10 protein-coding genes are annotated in these 16,885 nt (G+C 66.0%); 9 read left to right on the forward strand and 1 reads right to left on the reverse strand.

The genetic code is table 11. The annotated features are described in order from the left end of the window. The 7 genes from AC1DQQ_RS08265 to AC1DQQ_RS08295 all read left to right on the forward strand — a co-directional run bounded on the left by AC1DQQ_RS08265 (position 1) and on the right by AC1DQQ_RS08295 (position 7,895). Positions 1-951 carry an SMP-30/gluconolactonase/LRE family protein gene (locus AC1DQQ_RS08265; protein WP_478039638.1) on the forward strand — a complete coding sequence of 317 codons (951 nt, stop codon included), beginning with the start codon at positions 1-3 and terminating at the stop codon, positions 949-951. Positions 952-1,049: 98 nt separating this feature from the next. Further along, a complete protein-coding gene (locus tag AC1DQQ_RS08270; protein ID WP_478032871.1) occupies positions 1,050-1,646 on the forward strand; it encodes a TetR/AcrR family transcriptional regulator in 597 nt (198 codons plus the stop codon). Positions 1,647-1,866: 220 nt separating this feature from the next. Next, on the forward strand, positions 1,867-2,949 hold the full coding sequence (locus tag AC1DQQ_RS08275; RefSeq protein WP_478039634.1) for a zinc-binding dehydrogenase: 1,083 nt from the start codon (positions 1,867-1,869) through the stop codon (positions 2,947-2,949). Positions 2,950-2,971: 22 nt separating this feature from the next. Further along, positions 2,972-4,231, forward strand: a complete 1,260-nt coding sequence (locus tag AC1DQQ_RS08280; RefSeq protein ID WP_478044825.1) for a cytochrome P450 — start codon at positions 2,972-2,974, stop codon at positions 4,229-4,231. 3 nt (positions 4,232-4,234) lie between these two features. After that, complete coding sequence (locus tag AC1DQQ_RS08285; protein ID WP_478044826.1) at positions 4,235-5,005, forward strand: enoyl-CoA hydratase-related protein; 771 nt, start codon at positions 4,235-4,237, stop codon at positions 5,003-5,005. After that, positions 4,990-5,514: a flavin reductase family protein gene (locus tag AC1DQQ_RS08290; RefSeq protein ID WP_478044827.1), complete on the forward strand. Its 525-nt coding sequence runs from the start codon at positions 4,990-4,992 to the stop codon at positions 5,512-5,514. The genes AC1DQQ_RS08285 and AC1DQQ_RS08290 overlap by 16 nt, the downstream gene beginning before the upstream one ends. Before the next feature lie 197 nt (positions 5,515-5,711). Beyond that, positions 5,712-7,895, forward strand: coding sequence for a calcium-binding protein (locus AC1DQQ_RS08295; protein WP_478044828.1), 2,184 nt, complete (start codon positions 5,712-5,714; stop codon positions 7,893-7,895). Between the two features lie 150 nt (positions 7,896-8,045). Here AC1DQQ_RS08295 and AC1DQQ_RS08300 read toward each other — a convergent pair whose 3' ends face one another. Then, positions 8,046-12,857, reverse strand: a complete 4,812-nt coding sequence (locus tag AC1DQQ_RS08300) for a beta strand repeat-containing protein (protein WP_478044829.1) — start codon at positions 12,855-12,857, stop codon at positions 8,046-8,048. A 384-nt stretch (positions 12,858-13,241) separates the two neighbouring features. On the opposite strand from AC1DQQ_RS08300, the gene AC1DQQ_RS08305 reads away from it, so the two are divergent. Together AC1DQQ_RS08305 and AC1DQQ_RS08310 are read left to right on the forward strand one after the other, a co-directional pair. Further along, positions 13,242-15,395, forward strand: coding sequence for a type I secretion system permease/ATPase (locus AC1DQQ_RS08305; protein WP_478044830.1), 2,154 nt, complete (start codon positions 13,242-13,244; stop codon positions 15,393-15,395). Beyond that, entirely contained in the window at positions 15,392-16,786 is a 1,395-nt protein-coding gene (locus AC1DQQ_RS08310; protein ID WP_478044831.1) for an HlyD family type I secretion periplasmic adaptor subunit, read from the forward strand. The genes AC1DQQ_RS08305 and AC1DQQ_RS08310 overlap by 4 nt, the downstream gene beginning before the upstream one ends. Positions 16,787-16,885: the final 99 nt, after the last annotated feature.

Genomic DNA, 16,885 nt, shown 5'->3' on the forward strand with positions numbered 1-16,885 from the left:
ATGGAGAGCGGGATGGAGATGGAAGGACCGGGCTGGCGCTGCCTGTGGGAGGCGAAGGCGACCTTGGGCGAGAGCACGCTTTACGATCCGCGTGATGGCCGCGTCTATTGGGTCGATGTCGAAAACCCGAGCGTCAACTGGATCGACATCGAGACCGAGGAAAAGGGCCGGTGGATTCCGCCGATGTGGATTTCGGCGCTCGGTCTTCGGGGCAAGGGCGGCTTCATCGCATCGACGCGCGACGGGCTGGCCTATGTCGACCCGGCAACCGAGACGTTCGAGCTGTTCGCCGATCCGCGCCCGAACAGCGAGATCGCACGACTGAATGACGGTGTCGTCGATCACAAGGGACGATATTGGACGGGCAGCTGCGACGTCACCCAGTTCGAGGACAGCACGACGTCCGAGAACAAGGAAGACAGCGTCCGCGATTTCGACAAGCGCAGCACCGGCGAGCTCTATCGGATCGACCCGGACGGCACGATCGCCACGATGGAGCGCAACGTCGTGACGGCCAACGGTCCCGCATTCAGCCCGGACGGCAAGACCATCTATTTCAACGATTCGCTCCCCCGCGTCACCTGGGCCTATGATCTGGCCGAGGATGGATCGATCTCCAATCGCCGCGACTGGCTGAAATATGGCGAAAACGACGGCTTTCCCGATGGCATGGCAGTCGATGTCGAAGGCGGTATCTGGATTGCCTTTTACGAGAGCTGGATGCTTCGGCGCTATTCGCCGGACGCCGAGTTGCTGGAGGAACGCAGGCTACCTGTTCGCCAGGGGCTGCGGCCCGCTTTTGGCGGCGCCAACATGGAGCGGCTATTCCTGACTTCAGCCGCCAATGCGCTGAGCGAGGAGGCGAAGGCGCAGCAGCCGCTCGCCGGCAGTCTGTTCGAAATTCTCGATCCGCTGGTCAGGGGCATGCCCAATGTCGCCTTCGCCGGCTGAAACCCTATCGGGCCCTCGGCAAGGCACCGGCGGGAAACGCCATGGAGCCGAGATGCCGCGCACTTTCTTTTGCGCGCGCGATGCGCGATGCGAGGGTTATGGAAGACACAACGTCACGATCCCGCATTCTCGATGCCACGGCCGATCTGCTGCGTACCCGCGGCCTGCAGGGAACGAAACTATCGGAAGTGGCCAAGCGAGCCGGCATGCTGGCACCCAGCCTTTATCACCATTTCGACTCCAAGGATCAGTTGATCGAGGAAGTGTTGGTAGAGGGCTGCCATCGCAACACCCGCTACATCGTAACCCAGGTAGAAGTGCTGGGATCGTCGGCGTCGCCGACCGCGCGTCTCGAAGCAGCCATTACGGCGCACCTGACGTTTCTCCTGACCGGCGATCAATATTCGTCCGCGGTATCGCGGGTATTTCAGGACTTGCCGGACGACATGAAGCGCCGCGTTCTCGCCGCTTACGCCGGGTTCGACAATTACTGGCGCGACCTGATCTTGGCCGCACGCCAGAGCGGCGTGGCACGGAGCGAGCTCGACCCGACCGTCGCGCGCAAGTTTCTCATCAACATGCTCGATTCCACGGCGGAATGGTATCGACCCGGCCATCTGGAAATTCCGGAGATCGCTCGTCAGGCGTGTCATCTGTTCCTGCACGGTTTCCTCCAGCCGGAATCGGATCGCTAAACGCACCGGCGAGCGCGTTTCCCGTCGGGATAGCGCAGCCGCCTGGTTCATCGCAGACCGGACAATGCCGCGGCCTAGCCGGCGACGGCGAATGTCGCCGCGCCGCACGACGGGCAGATCCGCGACAGCACCACATGCCGCGAACGCCGGTGCGCACGACGCGGGCCGGACAGCCGGCCTCGCGCATCGGCACCGGGAAGCATCACAGGAGGACATCGTCATGGTAACCGGTCGGGCAACGGTGCTGGTCGAGCCCAATCGCATCGAGACATGGGACGTTGCGATTGCCGACCCGGAACCGGGCGGCGCGCTGGTCCGCGTGGTGATCGGGGGGGTGTGCGGCAGCGACGTGCACATCGCGACGGGCGAAGTCGGGGTGATGCCCTTTCCGATCATTCTCGGTCACGAGGGTGTGGGCAGGATCGAAAAACTCGGGCCGGGCGTCACGACCGATTATGCCGGCGTTCCGGTCCAAACCGGCGACCTCGTCTATTGGGCGCCGATCGCGCTGTGTCACCGTTGCCATTCCTGCACGGTGCTCGAAGAGACGCCATGCGAGAATTCGCAATATTTCGAGCACGCCGAAAAGCCCAATTGGGGCAGCTATGCCGACTTTGCCTGGCTGCCCAACGGGCTGGCTTTTTTCAGGCTGCCGGACGGCGCGGACCCCTATGCGATCGCGGCGCTCGGCTGCGCGCTACCGACGGTGCTGCGCGGGTTGGACCGCTGCGGACAGATCCAGGTCAACGACACGGTCGTGGTGCAGGGCGCCGGCCCCGTCGGGCTCTCCGCCGTATTGGTCGCCGCTGTCGCCGGCGCGCGCGAGATCATCGTCATCGACGGTGTCGAGCAGCGGCTCGAGGTCGCCAAGTCGCTCGGCGCCACCGCGACCATATCGTTGCGGGACTCGCCCGAAGAACGGCTGCGCAAGGTACGCGATATTGCCGGGCACAATGGCCCCAACGTCGTGATCGAGGCGGCGGGGTTTCTGCCGGCATTCCCCGAAGGCGTCGATCTCACCGGCAATCACGCGCGCTACATCATCCTGGGTTTGTGGGGCGCAATCGGCACGCAACCGATCAGCCCGCGCGATCTGTCGACCAAGAACCTGACGATCGGCGGCGCGAGCTTTCCCAAACCCAAGAACTATCACGGCGCGATGCATCTCGCTGCCCGCCTGCAGGATCGCTTTCCCCTGGCCGATCTGATCAGCCACCGCTTCGCGATCGGCGATGCCGCCAAGGCGCTCGACGCGGTCAAGAAGGGCGAGGTGATCAAAGCAATTATCGATCCGACACTCTGACCATCATTAGAGAGGATTTCTTATGGCCGACGCAGACCCCCATATCGGGCGCCACCGCACACCGAAGCCTGCCCATGTTCCGGATCATCTAGTCCGCGATATCGACATGTATGCGCCCGACGGGATCGAGAATGGGTATCACGAGGCGTGGCGCGCGCTGCAGCGCCCGGACGTCCCAGAGCTCGTCTGGACGCCATTTACCGGCGGGCATTGGGTCGCAACGCGCGGCGAACTGATCAAGGAAATCTATACCGACCCGACGCGCTTCTCGAGCGAGGTGATTTTCCTGCCCAAAGAAGCCGGCGAGAAGTATCTGATGGTGCCGACGCGGATGGATCCGCCCGAGCACACCCCCTATCGCAAGACGCTCGACAGGGGTCTGAACCTTGCCCAGATGCGCCGCGTCGAGGATGAAGTCCGGGCAATCTCGATCGAACTGATCGAAGGGCTGGTGGCAAAAGGCGGCTGCGAATTCTCGACGGAATATGCGCGCATCTTTCCCGTTCGGGTGTTCATGGCATTGTGCGATCTGCCGATGTCGGACGCGGCGATGCTGACGCGGTTCGCCGAAGACATGACGCGGCCGCCGGGCGCGACGCCAGAAGAGATGGCAGCAGCGCTGGAGGCCGCCCAGGCGGGCTTCGACAATTATGTCGAACCGATCGTCAACGCTCGTCGCGGCGGCGAGGGAAATGACCTGATCACCGTCATGGTCAACAACGATATCAACGGCGAGCCGATCAGCCATGAGCGTGCGATCGGCCTGATCTCGCTCTTGCTGCTCGGCGGACTGGACACGGTCGTCAATTTTCTCAGCTTCATGATGTTTCACCTCGCCAAGCACCCGGAAATCGTCGCCGACCTGCGCGGCGATCCTTTGGTACTTCAACGCGGTGTCGAGGAGATGTTCCGGCGCTTCCCGGTGATCGCTGAAGCCCGGATGGTGGCAAAAGATCAGGTCTATCGCGGCGTTGAACTGAAGCGCGGCGACATGATCCTGATCCCGACCGCGATGCACGGGCTCGACGAAAGCGAGAATGCCGACGCGATGGAATTGGACATCCGCCGCAAGCGGCCGTCGCATATGACTTTTGGGGGCGGTCCGCACCGCTGCGCCGGCATGCATCTGGCGCGCATGGAAGCGATCGTGACCTTGCAGGAATGGCTGTCACGCATTCCCGATTTTCATGTCAAACCGGGGACCAGCCCCAATTTCAGGTCGGGCATCATCGCCGCTGTCGACGACGTTCAGCTCGAATGGCCGGTCACGGCCGGGCACTGACCATTGACCGAGGTCCAGTTCCATCGCGTCGGACGCGTGGCGCATGTGCGGCTCAACCGTCCGGATCAGCTCAATTCGCTGACCGGCGCGATGGACGATCTGTTGTCGGACGCCTGGACAACGATCAATGCCGACCCGGGCATCTGGTGCGCGATCCTGTCGGCGGAAGGCGAACGCGCGTTTTCGATCGGCGCGGATCTTTCGGAAGGAATCGATCGACCGCGGCGGATGGCGCTAGGTGGTGGCCTGACGGGGATAGGTGGCCCGCTCGTCACCCTGAAAAAGCCGTTGATCGCAGCCGTCCAGGGCTTTTGCGTCGGGGGTGGGTTCGAGCTCGCGATGTGCGCCGATATCATCGTGGCGGCGGACAATGCACAGTTCGGCCTTCCCGAGACCAAGGTCGGCGTCATCGGTGAATGCGGGGTCGTGCACCGCGCCGTACGCCAATTACCGCATCATATCGCGATGGCGATGATCCTGACGGGAGAACGCATATCGGCGCAAGCCGCCGCCCAATTCGGTCTCGTCAACGAGATCGTACCTCTTGCGGATCTGGCCGACGCAGCCGCGCGCTGGGCGAATAAAATCAACGCGGCATCTCCGCTCGCCAACCAGGCGGCGAAGGCCGCAGCGCTCTCCCGGCTCGGTCATCCGCTCGACGTCGCGCTGGCAACGCGGTTCGAACCGATCGAGCTTTACGCCGACAGCCTTGACAAGCGCGAAGCCGAAACGGCCGCCAAAGAACGAAGGAAGCCAATGTGGACCGGACAGTGAAGCTTGAGGAGCCCATCGACGGTGCGACCTTCCGGCGCGTGCTCGGCCATTATCCGACCGGGGTCTGCGTCGTTACCGCGATCGAACCCGAAGGGACGCCCGCGGCGATGGTGGTCGGTTCCTTCACCTCCGTTTCGCTCGACCCGCCCCTTGTCGCGTTCTTTCCGGATCGCGGTTCGACCAGTTGGCCGCGGATCGCGCGGGCGGGTCGATTCTGCGTCAACGTCCTGGGCAGTCACCAGCAAGATCTTTGCCGCCGCTTTGCCGCCAAGGGTGACGACAAATTCCAAGGCTTCCATTACCGGCTATCCACGAACGGATCGCCGATCTTTGACGAGGTCGTCGCTTGGATCGATTGCACGGTCGATGCCGTTCATGAGGCGGGCGATCACTTCATCGTTCTTGGCCATGTGCGCGAACTCGACATCGTTCGCGCCGATCAGCCACTGCTCTTCTTTCGTGGAAAGTACGGCAACTTCGCGCCGCTGATCGACACCCCGTCCTGCTGAAGTTGGGTCGGGCTGCAGATGTTGAGAGCTGGACCAGACCAAATCGGATCGTCGCAATGGCCAGGCAGCGTCGGCGATCCACGACGGTCCATCGCGATAATCTCACCGATTATCAGCATGATGTTGGTTTAACCACGCTTCCGTGCAGCATTGCGACTTGATCGAGGTTAACCTCGTGCAACAGCAGGGGATTCGCCATGCCAAGCCTGTATATCTCGCCTGCCGGATCTGGGGACAAAAGCGGCAGCGACATCAACAACGCAGCATCGATCGGTTCGCTCAACACGCTGATCGGAAAGGCGGGACCGGGGGGCGAGGTGCTGCTGCTGGCCGACCAGGGCGACTACAACGTTACCGGTATCCTCGGCATCACCCGCGGCGGGGCGGAGGGCCAGCCAGTGGTCGTGCGCGGCATCGATTCCGGCGGCAATGCGATGGCCGCGCATTTCACCGGTTCGCGCCCGGCCGACTGGCAGGCGGGAGATGCCTCCGGCAACGAGCTGTTCAAACTCGGCACGGGCGCGGACAATCTTGAATTCCGCGACCTGCGGATCGACAATGTCGGCACGGCCTTCCGCGCCACCGCCGATCTCAGCAATCTCCATATCGAGGATGTCGACGCGAACAACGTCCGCCGCTTCTTCGAGGATTATTCCAGCGCGCCCTCGGGTACCGCGACCATCACCGGGCTAACGATCCGCGACGTCGATGTGCAGGGATTCTCCAAGGCCGCGATCCGCCTCCAGTACGATACCAACAACGTGGTGATCGACAACGTCACGGCGGACATGGCCGGGCAAACCGGCGACGACCTGCCCGAAGGCGTCCATCTCGACGGCACCGTCCACAACGTCACGCTCAGCCAGGTGGTGATGGAGAATGTCCAAAGCACCGCCGGCGCCTATTTCAACGGCGACGGCTTCGCGAGCGAGCGCGGTGTCTATGACGTGCGCTTCATCGACACGGTCGCGCGCGGCAACAGCGACGGCGGCTACGATCTCAAGTCGAATGACACCGTGCTCGTCCGCGCGCTCAGCGAAGAGAATGGCCGCAACTACCGGCTCTGGGGCGACGCGACGCTGATCGACTCGGTCGGTCTGAACCCGGTGCTGCGCGGCGGCATTTCCGAGCAGAACCAGCTCTGGCTCGACGACGCCGCCAACGTCACCGTGATCGGCGGGCACTTTGATGATGCCGGATCGCGCACCAAGGTGATCTCCTCGCAGGGGCACCTCACCTTGCAGGACGTCGAGATCACCCGGTCCGAGCTCTCGACGCTCGCCACCAGCGATTCGCTCCCCGGCCTCAGCGGTGCGGAGACGATCCACGAAACGCTGACCGTCGATCAGGGCAGCGCGTCGCCTGGCGCGACCGACTATATCGCGCTGCTGCCCCTGCCCGCCACGGCCACGGCGGACACGCTGCTCGGCACCGCCGGCGACGACATCTTCCTTGTCGACAACACCGGCGACCGGATCACCGAAGCCGCCGATGCGGGGTTCGACCGGGTCGAGACGACGCTCGACAACTACACGCTCCCCGGCAATGTTGAGGAACTGATCCGCCGCGGCGCCGCCGATTTCACCGGCAATGGCAACGCGCTCGCCAACACGATGATCGGTGGCGCGGGCAGCGATACGCTGGGAGGGCTTGCCGCCAATGACGCCATTGCCGGCAATTCGGGCGACGATTCGCTCGCGGGCGGCAATGGCGAGGATCTGCTCCAGGGTCAGGCAGGTGCCGACATGCTGCTCGGCGGCTGGCAGTCGGACTGGCTCGATGGCGGCACGGGGGCCGATCGGCTGGTCGGCGACCAGGAATGGCTGAGCAGCCAGGGCGCCAACGACCGGCTCGACGGCGGAGACGATGCCGACCTGCTGATCGGCGATGCGACCAATATCTATGACAGCGGCAAAGGGGGCAGCGACCGGCTGACCGGCGGCGCGGGCGACGACATCCTGATCGGCGATGGTGACGTGATGACGGATAGCGCCAAGGGTGGCGCTGACACGCTGGACGGCGGCGACGGCAATGACTGGCTCTATGGCGACGGCCGGGAGTCGGCCGCGACGGTGACCGGCGGCGCCGACAAGCTCTATGGCGGCGACGGCGCCGATCGCCTGATAGGCGGCGGCGGCAACGACCTGCTCGAGGGTGGTGCGGGCGCTGACTGGTTCGTGTTCGCGCCCGGTTCCGGCGCCGACGACATCACCGACTTTACCCCGGGCGCGGACCATATCGATCTCAGCGCCTTCGACATTGCCTATGAGCAACTCGGTTTCGCCACAAGCGCGGGTGGAATTCGCATTTCCATGGGCGCCGACAGCATATTCGTCCGCGGCGCGCAGGGGTTTTCTCCCGACGATTTCGTCTTCGGCTGAGGTCCAGTTTGTTTCAGCAAAGCTGAAACGGTTGCGGTGCCGGCYCGCTCCCCCACCCGGCCTTCCATAGAATATCCTAATTGGGAGGCTGGGTGGGGGAGCGRGCCGGCACCGTACAGCGAAGCTGCAAACGACCAGGGAAGAGGACGCTCAGCCGAAGACGAAGTCCGCCTGATCGAGCGCGGTGACGCCGCGCACGAAGATCGTATCGCTGCCACCGAGCTGAATCGTCACCCCCGCGCTGCTCGCGGTGAAATGCAGCGCTTCATAAGCGATGTCGAAAGCGCTGAGATCGATATGGTCGGCCTCGGCGCCGCCGCGAGTGAAGTCGGTGATCTCATCGGCGCCGGAGCCGGGGGCGAAGACGAAGCGGTCAGCGCCCGCGCCGCCGGTCAGCTTGTCCGCCCCGCCCCGCGCGCCAGCCGCCATGTTGACGGCGTCGCCGTACAGCACGTCGTTGCCGAGCCCACCGATCAGCGTGTCAGCACCGCCGACCCCGCTCGCGGTCATGTTCATTCCGTCGCCGATCAATATGTCGTCGCCGTCGCCGCCGTCGAGCGTGTCCCTGGCGGAAAGCGACGAGACCCAATCGGTATCCCCGATCAGAAGATCGTTGCCCGCGCCCCCATATAACCGGTCGGTCTGCTGCCCGCCGTACAGCGTATCGTCACCATCATCGCCGTAGAGAATATCCTCGTTCTTGCCGCCATCGAGCCGGTCGGTGCCGACGCCTCCCCGTAGCGTATCGTTGCCGTCGTCGCCGGAGAGCGCGTCGTCGCCGTCGCCGCCAGTCAGCATGTTGGCACCGGCGCTGCCCAGCAGCACATCACCGAAGGCCGAGCCCTGCGCATTCTCGATACTGACCAAGCTGTCGCCCATGGCATCGCCGCCGCTCCCGGTCTGGGTACGCAGGTTGACCAGTACGCCGCCGAGCGAGCCGGTATAATCCACGGTGTCCGATCCCGTGCCGCCGTCGAGCACATCGCCGCCCGCCCCGCCACGCAGCATGTCAGCGCCGTCTCCGCCAGAGAGCCGATCCTCGCCACCGCTGCCAACGATGAAGTTGTCGAGCGCATTGCCGGTCATCGTCGCGCCGATCGTCCCGGTATAGACCAGCTCCTCGATATTGGCGCCGAGCGTGTAGCTGGTCGCGGCGGTGCGGATGCGATCGCGCCCCTCTCCCGCCGCCTCGATCACCTGATCGCCAGCCTCATAGACGATATAGAGGTCGTTGCCGGTGCCGCCGCGCATCACGTCGTTGCCGCTGCCGCCATCGAGCTGATCGTCACCTGACCCGCCGACCAGCAGATCGTCGCCACCCCGCCCATAGAGGATATCACCGAGCAGCGGATCATCGCTACCGGTGATGCTGTCGGAATAGTTGGAGCCGATCACGGTCTCGATGCCAACCAGCCGGTCTCCCTCGGCCTCACCGCCGTGATTGACGTTGGTGGCAAGGTTCACATTGATCGCAGCCGACTTGGTATAATCGACCTGATCGCGGCCCGCCCCGCCGTCGAGCAGATCCGCGCCCGCGCCGCCGACCAGCTTGTCGTCGCCGTCGAGCCCGTAGAGAGTATCGTCCGATGCCTTGCCGTAGAGACTGTTATCGAGCGCATTGCCGGTGCCGGTAAAGCCGCCACTGCCGCTATAGCTGAGATCCTCGACGCCATCGGCGAGCGTCAGCGAAGACAGGCTCGTACGCACGATGTCGAGCCCACCGCCGACCGCTTCGATCACCTGGTCGCCGGCATTGTCGACGACATAGGAATCATCGCCGGTGCCGCCGATCATCAGGTCCGCGCCCGCGCCGCCGTCCAGCGTGTCGTTGCCCGCGCCGCCCTCGAGCCGGTTGGCGTTCGCGTCGCCCGTCAGCGTGTCGGCGAAGGCGCTCCCCGCCAGGCCCTCGATCCCGGAGAGACTGTCGCCCTGCGCATCGCCGCCCGACAGGATATTGGTCGCCAGATTGATCTTCACGCCCGCAGCGCTGCCTGTATAGACCGCGATATCGAAGCCGCCGGCACCGTCCAGCCGGTCACCCCCGGCGCCGCCGGCCAGAATCTGGTCCGCGCCGTCGCCGACGATCGTATCGGCGAAGCCGGTACCGATGAAACGCTCGATCCCGTCGAACCGGTCGCCCTCCGCTTCGCCGCCGCTGCTCGCGCCGGTCTGGAGGTTGATCGAGATGGCACTCGCATTGGCACTATAGTCGACCGTATCGATACCGGCCCCGCCGATCAGCATATCGGCGCCCGCACCGCCCTGGAGCAGATCGTCACCGCCGTGCCCGTCGAGCCGGTCCGCGCCCGCGCCGCCGTACAACGCCTCGGCAGCATCCACGCCGGCCAGTGAATCGTCGAAGGCCGAGCCGACCAGCGCCTCGATGCTGGTCAACCGATCGCCCGCCGCATCGCCGGTGCCGCCCTGCACCGACAAAGCAAGATCGACCTGCACTGCCGCCGCCGAGCCCGAATAGTCGGCAGTATCGAAGCCATCGCGCCCATTGATCAGGTCCGCGCCCTTGCCGCCGACCAGCCGGTTGTCGCCTGCATCGCCGTTCAGCACATCGTCGAAGGCCGAGCCGATCAGGCCCTCGATCGCGATCAGGCTTACCCCGTCCGACGCCGTGCCCGCCGCAAGGTCCGCCGTCACTGCGCTTGCGCGGGTCGAAAAGTCGGCGATATCGACACCCGCTCCACCGTCGAGCCGGTCCGCCCCGCCATTGCCGATCAACCGGTCGTCACCGGCGGCGCCCGACAGCGCATTGGCCGCGCCGTCGCCGACCAGCACATCGCCAAAACCGCCGCCGACCAGATTCTCGATTCCCGTCAGCACATCGCCCTGGGCATCGCCGCCGCTGCCGGTGCCGCCCAGCACCGCGTTCACCGCTGCGCCGCTCGTCGAGTAATCGGCCGTGTCTATCCCGGCGCCGCCAGTCAGCCGGTCCGCACCGGCGCCGCCGACCAGCACGTTGTCGAAGCCGTCGCCGGTCAGCACATCGCCAAAGCCCGAGCCAATCAGCCGCTCGACCCCCTGGAGCCGGTCGCCCTGGGCATCGCCGCCAATCCCGGTGCCGGCGACAAGGTCGACCGTTACCGCGCCGCCGCTGCCCGAATAATCCGCACTGTCGAACCCAGCGCCGCCGATCAGCGTGTCGGCGCCTGCGCCGCCAACCAGCAGATCGTCACCGCCGCGCCCGTCGATCCGGTCGTCGCCCGCGCCGCCGCCGATCGAGTCCGCGCCGTCATTGCCCGACAGCGTATCGGCAAAGCGCGAGCCGAGCACCGCTTCGATCCCGATCAGCCGATCGCCCGCCGCCTCACCGCCGCTTGCCGCACCATTGGCGAGATCGACGACCACCGCGGCGCCGCTGCTGCCATAGTCCACCCAATCGAACCCCGCGCCCCCGTCGAGCAGGTCCGCGCCCGTACCGCCGTCCAGCATGTCATCGCCGGCACCGCCCGAAAGCACATCGTCACCCACGCCGCCGAACAACCGGTTCGCGCCCGCGTCGCCCGCAAGGACATCGGCGAGGGCCGAGCCTTCGACCCCCTCAAACCCGTCGAACAGGTCGCCCTCGGCATCCCCGCCGCTCGCGGTGAGGCGCAGCAAGTCGATCCGCACCCCGGCGGCGCTGCCGGCATAGCTGAGCAGGTCTTGCCCCGCGCCGCCGACCATGATGTCCCGCCCCGCGCCGCCTTCGACATGGTCGTCGCCGGCGTCGCCGACCAGCATGTCGCGCCCGTCTCCCCCCGCCAGCGTGTCGGCCGCGGCCGTGCCCACCAGCAGGTCGTCGCCCGCGGTGCCCGCCGCCACCGCGACGCGTTGCCCGGTCAGGGTCAGCACCGATCCGGTGCCACGCTGCGACTGGATCGTGCCCGGCCCGGTGACGAGTCCGAAATCCTCGACCACCAGCCTGCCGTTCCTCTCCGCCAGGTTGAACAGCTTCGGTGATCCGGGGTCGGAAAAGAGCGCGCCATGGATCGTCGCACTCGCGCCTTCGGCCAACCAGATATGCTCGCGATTGCCGCCCGCCAGCGGCGCACCCCCGTCGAGACTGACGATATTGCTCAGCTGCGCGCCGGTGCCCCACAGCCGGATGTTGCGGCCGTTGCCCGAGACGATCGCGCCGTCGACGACGATGTTATCGCTCTTCAAGTCGAGCCCGCCATCGCTGTTGCCCGTGGCGATGACGTCGTGCAGCGTGATGTCATAGGTGCCGCGCTCGGTCGCGAAGCCGTCGCCGTTGCGATAGTCGTTCACCGTGTCGAGCGCGTTGCGCATGGCGACACGATCGATCGTCACGTCGTGCGCGGTGCCGGTGATGTGGACGCCGATCGCGAAATTGTCGCCGTCCTGGAACTGGCTATCGCCGCGCACATCCTCGATCAGCACGTCATTGCTGTCATACTGGATGCGGATCGCGCCCTTGGAATAGCCGTTCACCGCGACGTCGCGGATCGTCAACCCGGTGATCGTCGCGCTGGCATTGGCCCCCGAAACCATGTCGTCAAAGAAGCGGGCGACGTTGGCGGCGTCGACATGCTCGATCGCCAGGTTGTGCACATCCGCACCGACGCGAAAGGCCGTGCCGACATTCTGGAACGTCAGATCGGTGAAGCGCAGATTGTCCGCGCCGTTCAGCAGCCGGAATATTTCCTCTCCCGGAGGGTTGGCCGGGTCGAAGGGCTCGGGCCGCGTGCCGGTGATCGTCGCCGCCATCGCATTGCCCGCACTATCGACCCCCCGGATCGTCACCGGCGCGCTCGCCGTCCCGCCCGCGACGATCGCCAGCGCGTCGAGCGGCGCGATATAGGTTCCCTGGTCGGCGAGCAGCAGCACTTGCCCGCCCGGTCCCGCCGCCGCGATAAGTCGCGGCAGATCCTTCAGCGTCGCGGCGTTCGCGGCGCTTGAGCCGTCGCCCGAACCGCTGCCGGTCGGTGAGATGTACAGGGTAGGCAAGGCAAGACTCCCGTCATAAGCCCAAAACGCACCCCCCGAAATCCGATCGCCTGCACAGTGCCACCCCGGCGTCGCGCGTCTGTTCGAAGCTCACGCCGCACGCGCTTGGGGGAAGCTGACCCGTCTTGTCGCACCAGACAGCCCGCGACGGCGCCCGGGTCAACCATATGCTGCGTCCGCGAAAGCCGAATCGCCCCTTTGCATCGACGACCGGAGCCGCTGGCGCCTTCGCTCTCCAGACTTTGACCGCTACCAAGGATCGACGATTCATGTTGCTGCACCGCAAAAGCAACGCAGCGACTTTGAGCGGGAGGCGCATGTTCTACGCCAGCCTGCCGCACGCTGGAGATTGCCACGCCTGAGGAACCCGATCGGAGATCCACCGTGCATCAGGACCTGTCCCTCGGTACGTCCCGACCGCCCGCGGACACCGGCCTCGACGCTTTCGTCCTGATCCTCGCCATGCACCGCATCGCAGCAGACCCGTCCGAGCTGCGCCACAGCCTCGGCCATGCCAATCCAGTCACGACCTCCGATCTGCTACGCTTGGCAAAGCGTATCGAAGGCGTGCGCGCCCGCGCGACGACCGGCGATTTCGAACGATTGAGGCGCCTTCCCATGCCGGTGATGGCGAGTGGCGCCGAGGGTTGGTTCGTGATCGGCCGCGTCGGCGAGGATGCCGTGGCGATCCAGCGTCCCGGCGCCGCGATCGAACGCTGGGACCGCGCCGTGCTGGAGACCCGATGGACGGGCACGCTGCTCCTCGTCGCCACCCGCGATTCCGCGCAGGTTGCCGCGGCCGCCTTCGACATGACCTGGTTCATCCCCCAGATCGTCAAATACCGAAAGCTGATCGGCGAAGTCCTGCTGATCACCCTCGCGCTCAACCTGCTCGGTCTCGCCGCGCCGCTCTTCTTCCAGAACGTTGTCGACAAGGTGCTGGCGCACAACAGCCTGGCTACGCTGCAGGTGCTCAGTATCGGGCTAGTGCTGGTCTCACTCTGGGAAGTCGCGTTCGGCTGGCTGCGCACTCGACTCTATTCGGAGACCAGCCAGAAGCTCGACGTCGAGCTGGGCAGCCGCCTCTTCCGCCACCTGCTCCGCCTGCCGCTCGCCTATTTCGAGAATCGCCGCGTCGGCGACACCGTTACTCGCGTCCGCGAGCTGGAGACGGTGCGCGAATTCATGACCAGCGCGTCGCTCACCGTGCTGGTCGATCCGCTGTTCTCGATCGTCTTCCTCGTCGCGATGTTCCTCTACTCGCCGCTCCTGTTCGTCATCGTCGCGCTCACCCTCCCCGCTTATGTGGTCGTCTCGATCGCCGTCACCGGGCCCTTGCGCCGGCGGCTCGACGAGAAGTTCGCGCGCGGCGCCGCCAACAACGCACTGCTGGTCGAGAGCGTCTCGGGCATGCAGACGCTCAAGGCAGCCGCGGTCGAGCCGCAATGGCAGAACCGCTGGGAACGCCAACTCGCCGCCTACAGCGCCGCCAACCAGCGGGTGATCAACCTCGGCAATTCGGGCAGCCAGGCGGTCCAGCTCATCTCCAAGCTGAGCCTCGCCGCGATTCTGTTCTTCGGCGCGCAGCAAGTGATCGCCGGTGCGCTGACGATCGGCGGGCTGGTCGCGTTCAACATGTTCGCCCAGCGCGTCTCCGGCCCGGTCATCCGCATGGCGCAGCTCTGGCAGGACTTCCAGCAGGTCCGCCTCTCTGTCCAGCGAATGGGCGACATCCTCAACACCGGCGCGGAGCCCGGCGCCGGATCGCGCACCGCTTTACCCGCGCTCGCCGGTCATGTCCGCTTCGAGAATGTCCGCTTCCGCTATGCCGCCGACGGCCCCTGGACATTGGACGACATCAGCCTCGACCTGCCCGCCGGCGTCACGCTCGGCATCGCCGGCGCCTCGGGCTCGGGCAAGTCGACGCTCACCAAGCTGCTCCAGCGCCTGTATCTGCCCGCGAGCGGCCGCGTGCTGGTCGACGGCGTCGATGTCGCGCAGATCGATCCCGCCTGGTTGCGCCGCCAGATCGGGGTGGTGCTGCAGGAGAATATCCTGTTCAACCGCTCGATCCGCGAGAATATCGCGCTCGCCGATCCCGCCATGCCGATCGAGCGAGTGATGACCGCCGCCCGCCTCGCCGGCGCGCACGACTTCATCCTGGCGCTGCCCCGCGGCTATGACACGATCGTCGAGGAGCGCGGCGTCAACTTCTCGGGCGGGCAGCGCCAGCGTCTCGCCATCGGCCGCGCGCTGATCACCAATCCGCGCATCCTGATCCTCGACGAGGCGACTTCGGCGCTCGATGCCGAGAGCGAGGAGATCGTCCAGCGCAATCTCAAGGCGATCGCCGCCGGTCGGACCGTGCTAATCATCGCGCATCGCCTCTCCGCGATCCGCCAATGCGACAATATCCTGACGCTCGACAAAGGCCGCATCGTCGAGAGCGGCACGCATGACGAGTTGCTCCGTCTCGGCGGCCGCTATGCCTCGCTCCACCATCGCCAGATCGGCGTTCAGTCAGGGGCCGCGGCATGAACGCGCTCACCCATCACTGGACTGCCGTTCGCGACGCGCTCGACAATGAGCGCGCGCGGTCGCGCCGGGTTCTGCGCACCGAAGAGGCCGACTTCCTTCCCGCCGCGCTCGAAGTGATCGAACGCCCCGTGTCGCCGACCGCACGGGTCACGGCCTGGCTATTGCTCGGCCTGCTCGCGGTCGCGCTGCTCTGGCTGGTCCTTGGCCAGGTCGACGTCGTCGCCTCGGCGCCGGGCAAGCTGGTCCCCGCCGACGACGTCAAGCTGATCCAGCCCGGCGCGGCCGGGATCGTCCACGCCATATTGGTCCGCGACGGCCAGCGCGTCCGCGCCGGCCAGCCGCTGGTCGAGCTCGATCCCACCGTTTCAGATGCCGACACGGCGCAAGCCAGCAAGGCGCTGGAAACCGCCATGCTCGACGCCGCGCGGCTGCGCGCTGTGTTGTCCGCGCTCGACGGCCAAGGTCTGCGATTCACCCCGCCCGCCGGGACCACGCCCGAAGTCGCCGCCACCCAGCTCTCGCTCGCCCGCGCCCAGCTTGCCGAGATCCAGGCGGCCGGCCGAACGCACGCCGCCGACACTCAGGTCGCCCAGGCCGCCCGTGCCGAGGCGCAGATCGAAGCGGCCAAGCTCACCGAGACCCTCCCGCTGCTCGACGAGCAGATTGCCGCCAACGAGAAGCTGCTCGAAAAGGGCTATGTCTCGAAGCTGCGCGTGATCGAGATGCGCCGCCAGCGCCTCAGCGCCGCGCGCGACCGCGACGCCGCCCTCGCCACCGCACGCAAGGCGGAGGCGCAGATCGCGGTGACAGGCGGCAATTCGAGCCAGTCCACCGCGGAGGCGCGCGCCCGCGTCCTCGCCGATCTCGCCAAGGCCGAGAGCGACGCGCGGCTGCGCAGGGAGGAACTGACCAAGGCCACCAAACGCAGCAGCCTCCAACGCCTGGTCAGCCCGGTCGACGGCACGGTCACGCAACTGGCCGTCCACACCGTCGGCGGCGTGGTCGAGGCGGCCAAGCCGATCATGGTGATCGTGCCCGCGCGCGGGGCGCTGGTCGCCGAAGTGGCGATCGCCAACAAGGATGTCGGCTTCGTGGGTCCCGGCCAACCGGTCGCGCTCAAGATCGAGGCCTTTCCTTTCACGCGCTATGGCGCCGTGCAGGGCAGGCTCGAGCAGATCAGCTCGGACGCGATACAGGACGATAAACGCGGACTGATCTACACCGCGCGGGTGACGCTGGACCGTGCGACGATCCAGCGGGACGGTGCTACAGTCGCCCTTACCCCCGGCATGGCGGTCACCGCCGATATCCGCACCGGCCGTCGTTCGCTCGTCTCCTATCTGCTGAGCCCGATCGACGAGATCCGCAAGACGGCCGCGCGGGAGCACTAACGCCGGCTCTCTCAGAGCAAATGCCCACTCGTTGGGAGACGGACCGCTAACGCGCGCAATGCCGCCGTCGAGAGACAAGTTCGCTTCAGACTGGCAGCA

This window comes from Sphingomonas sp. P4_G3 (assembly GCF_056401105.1).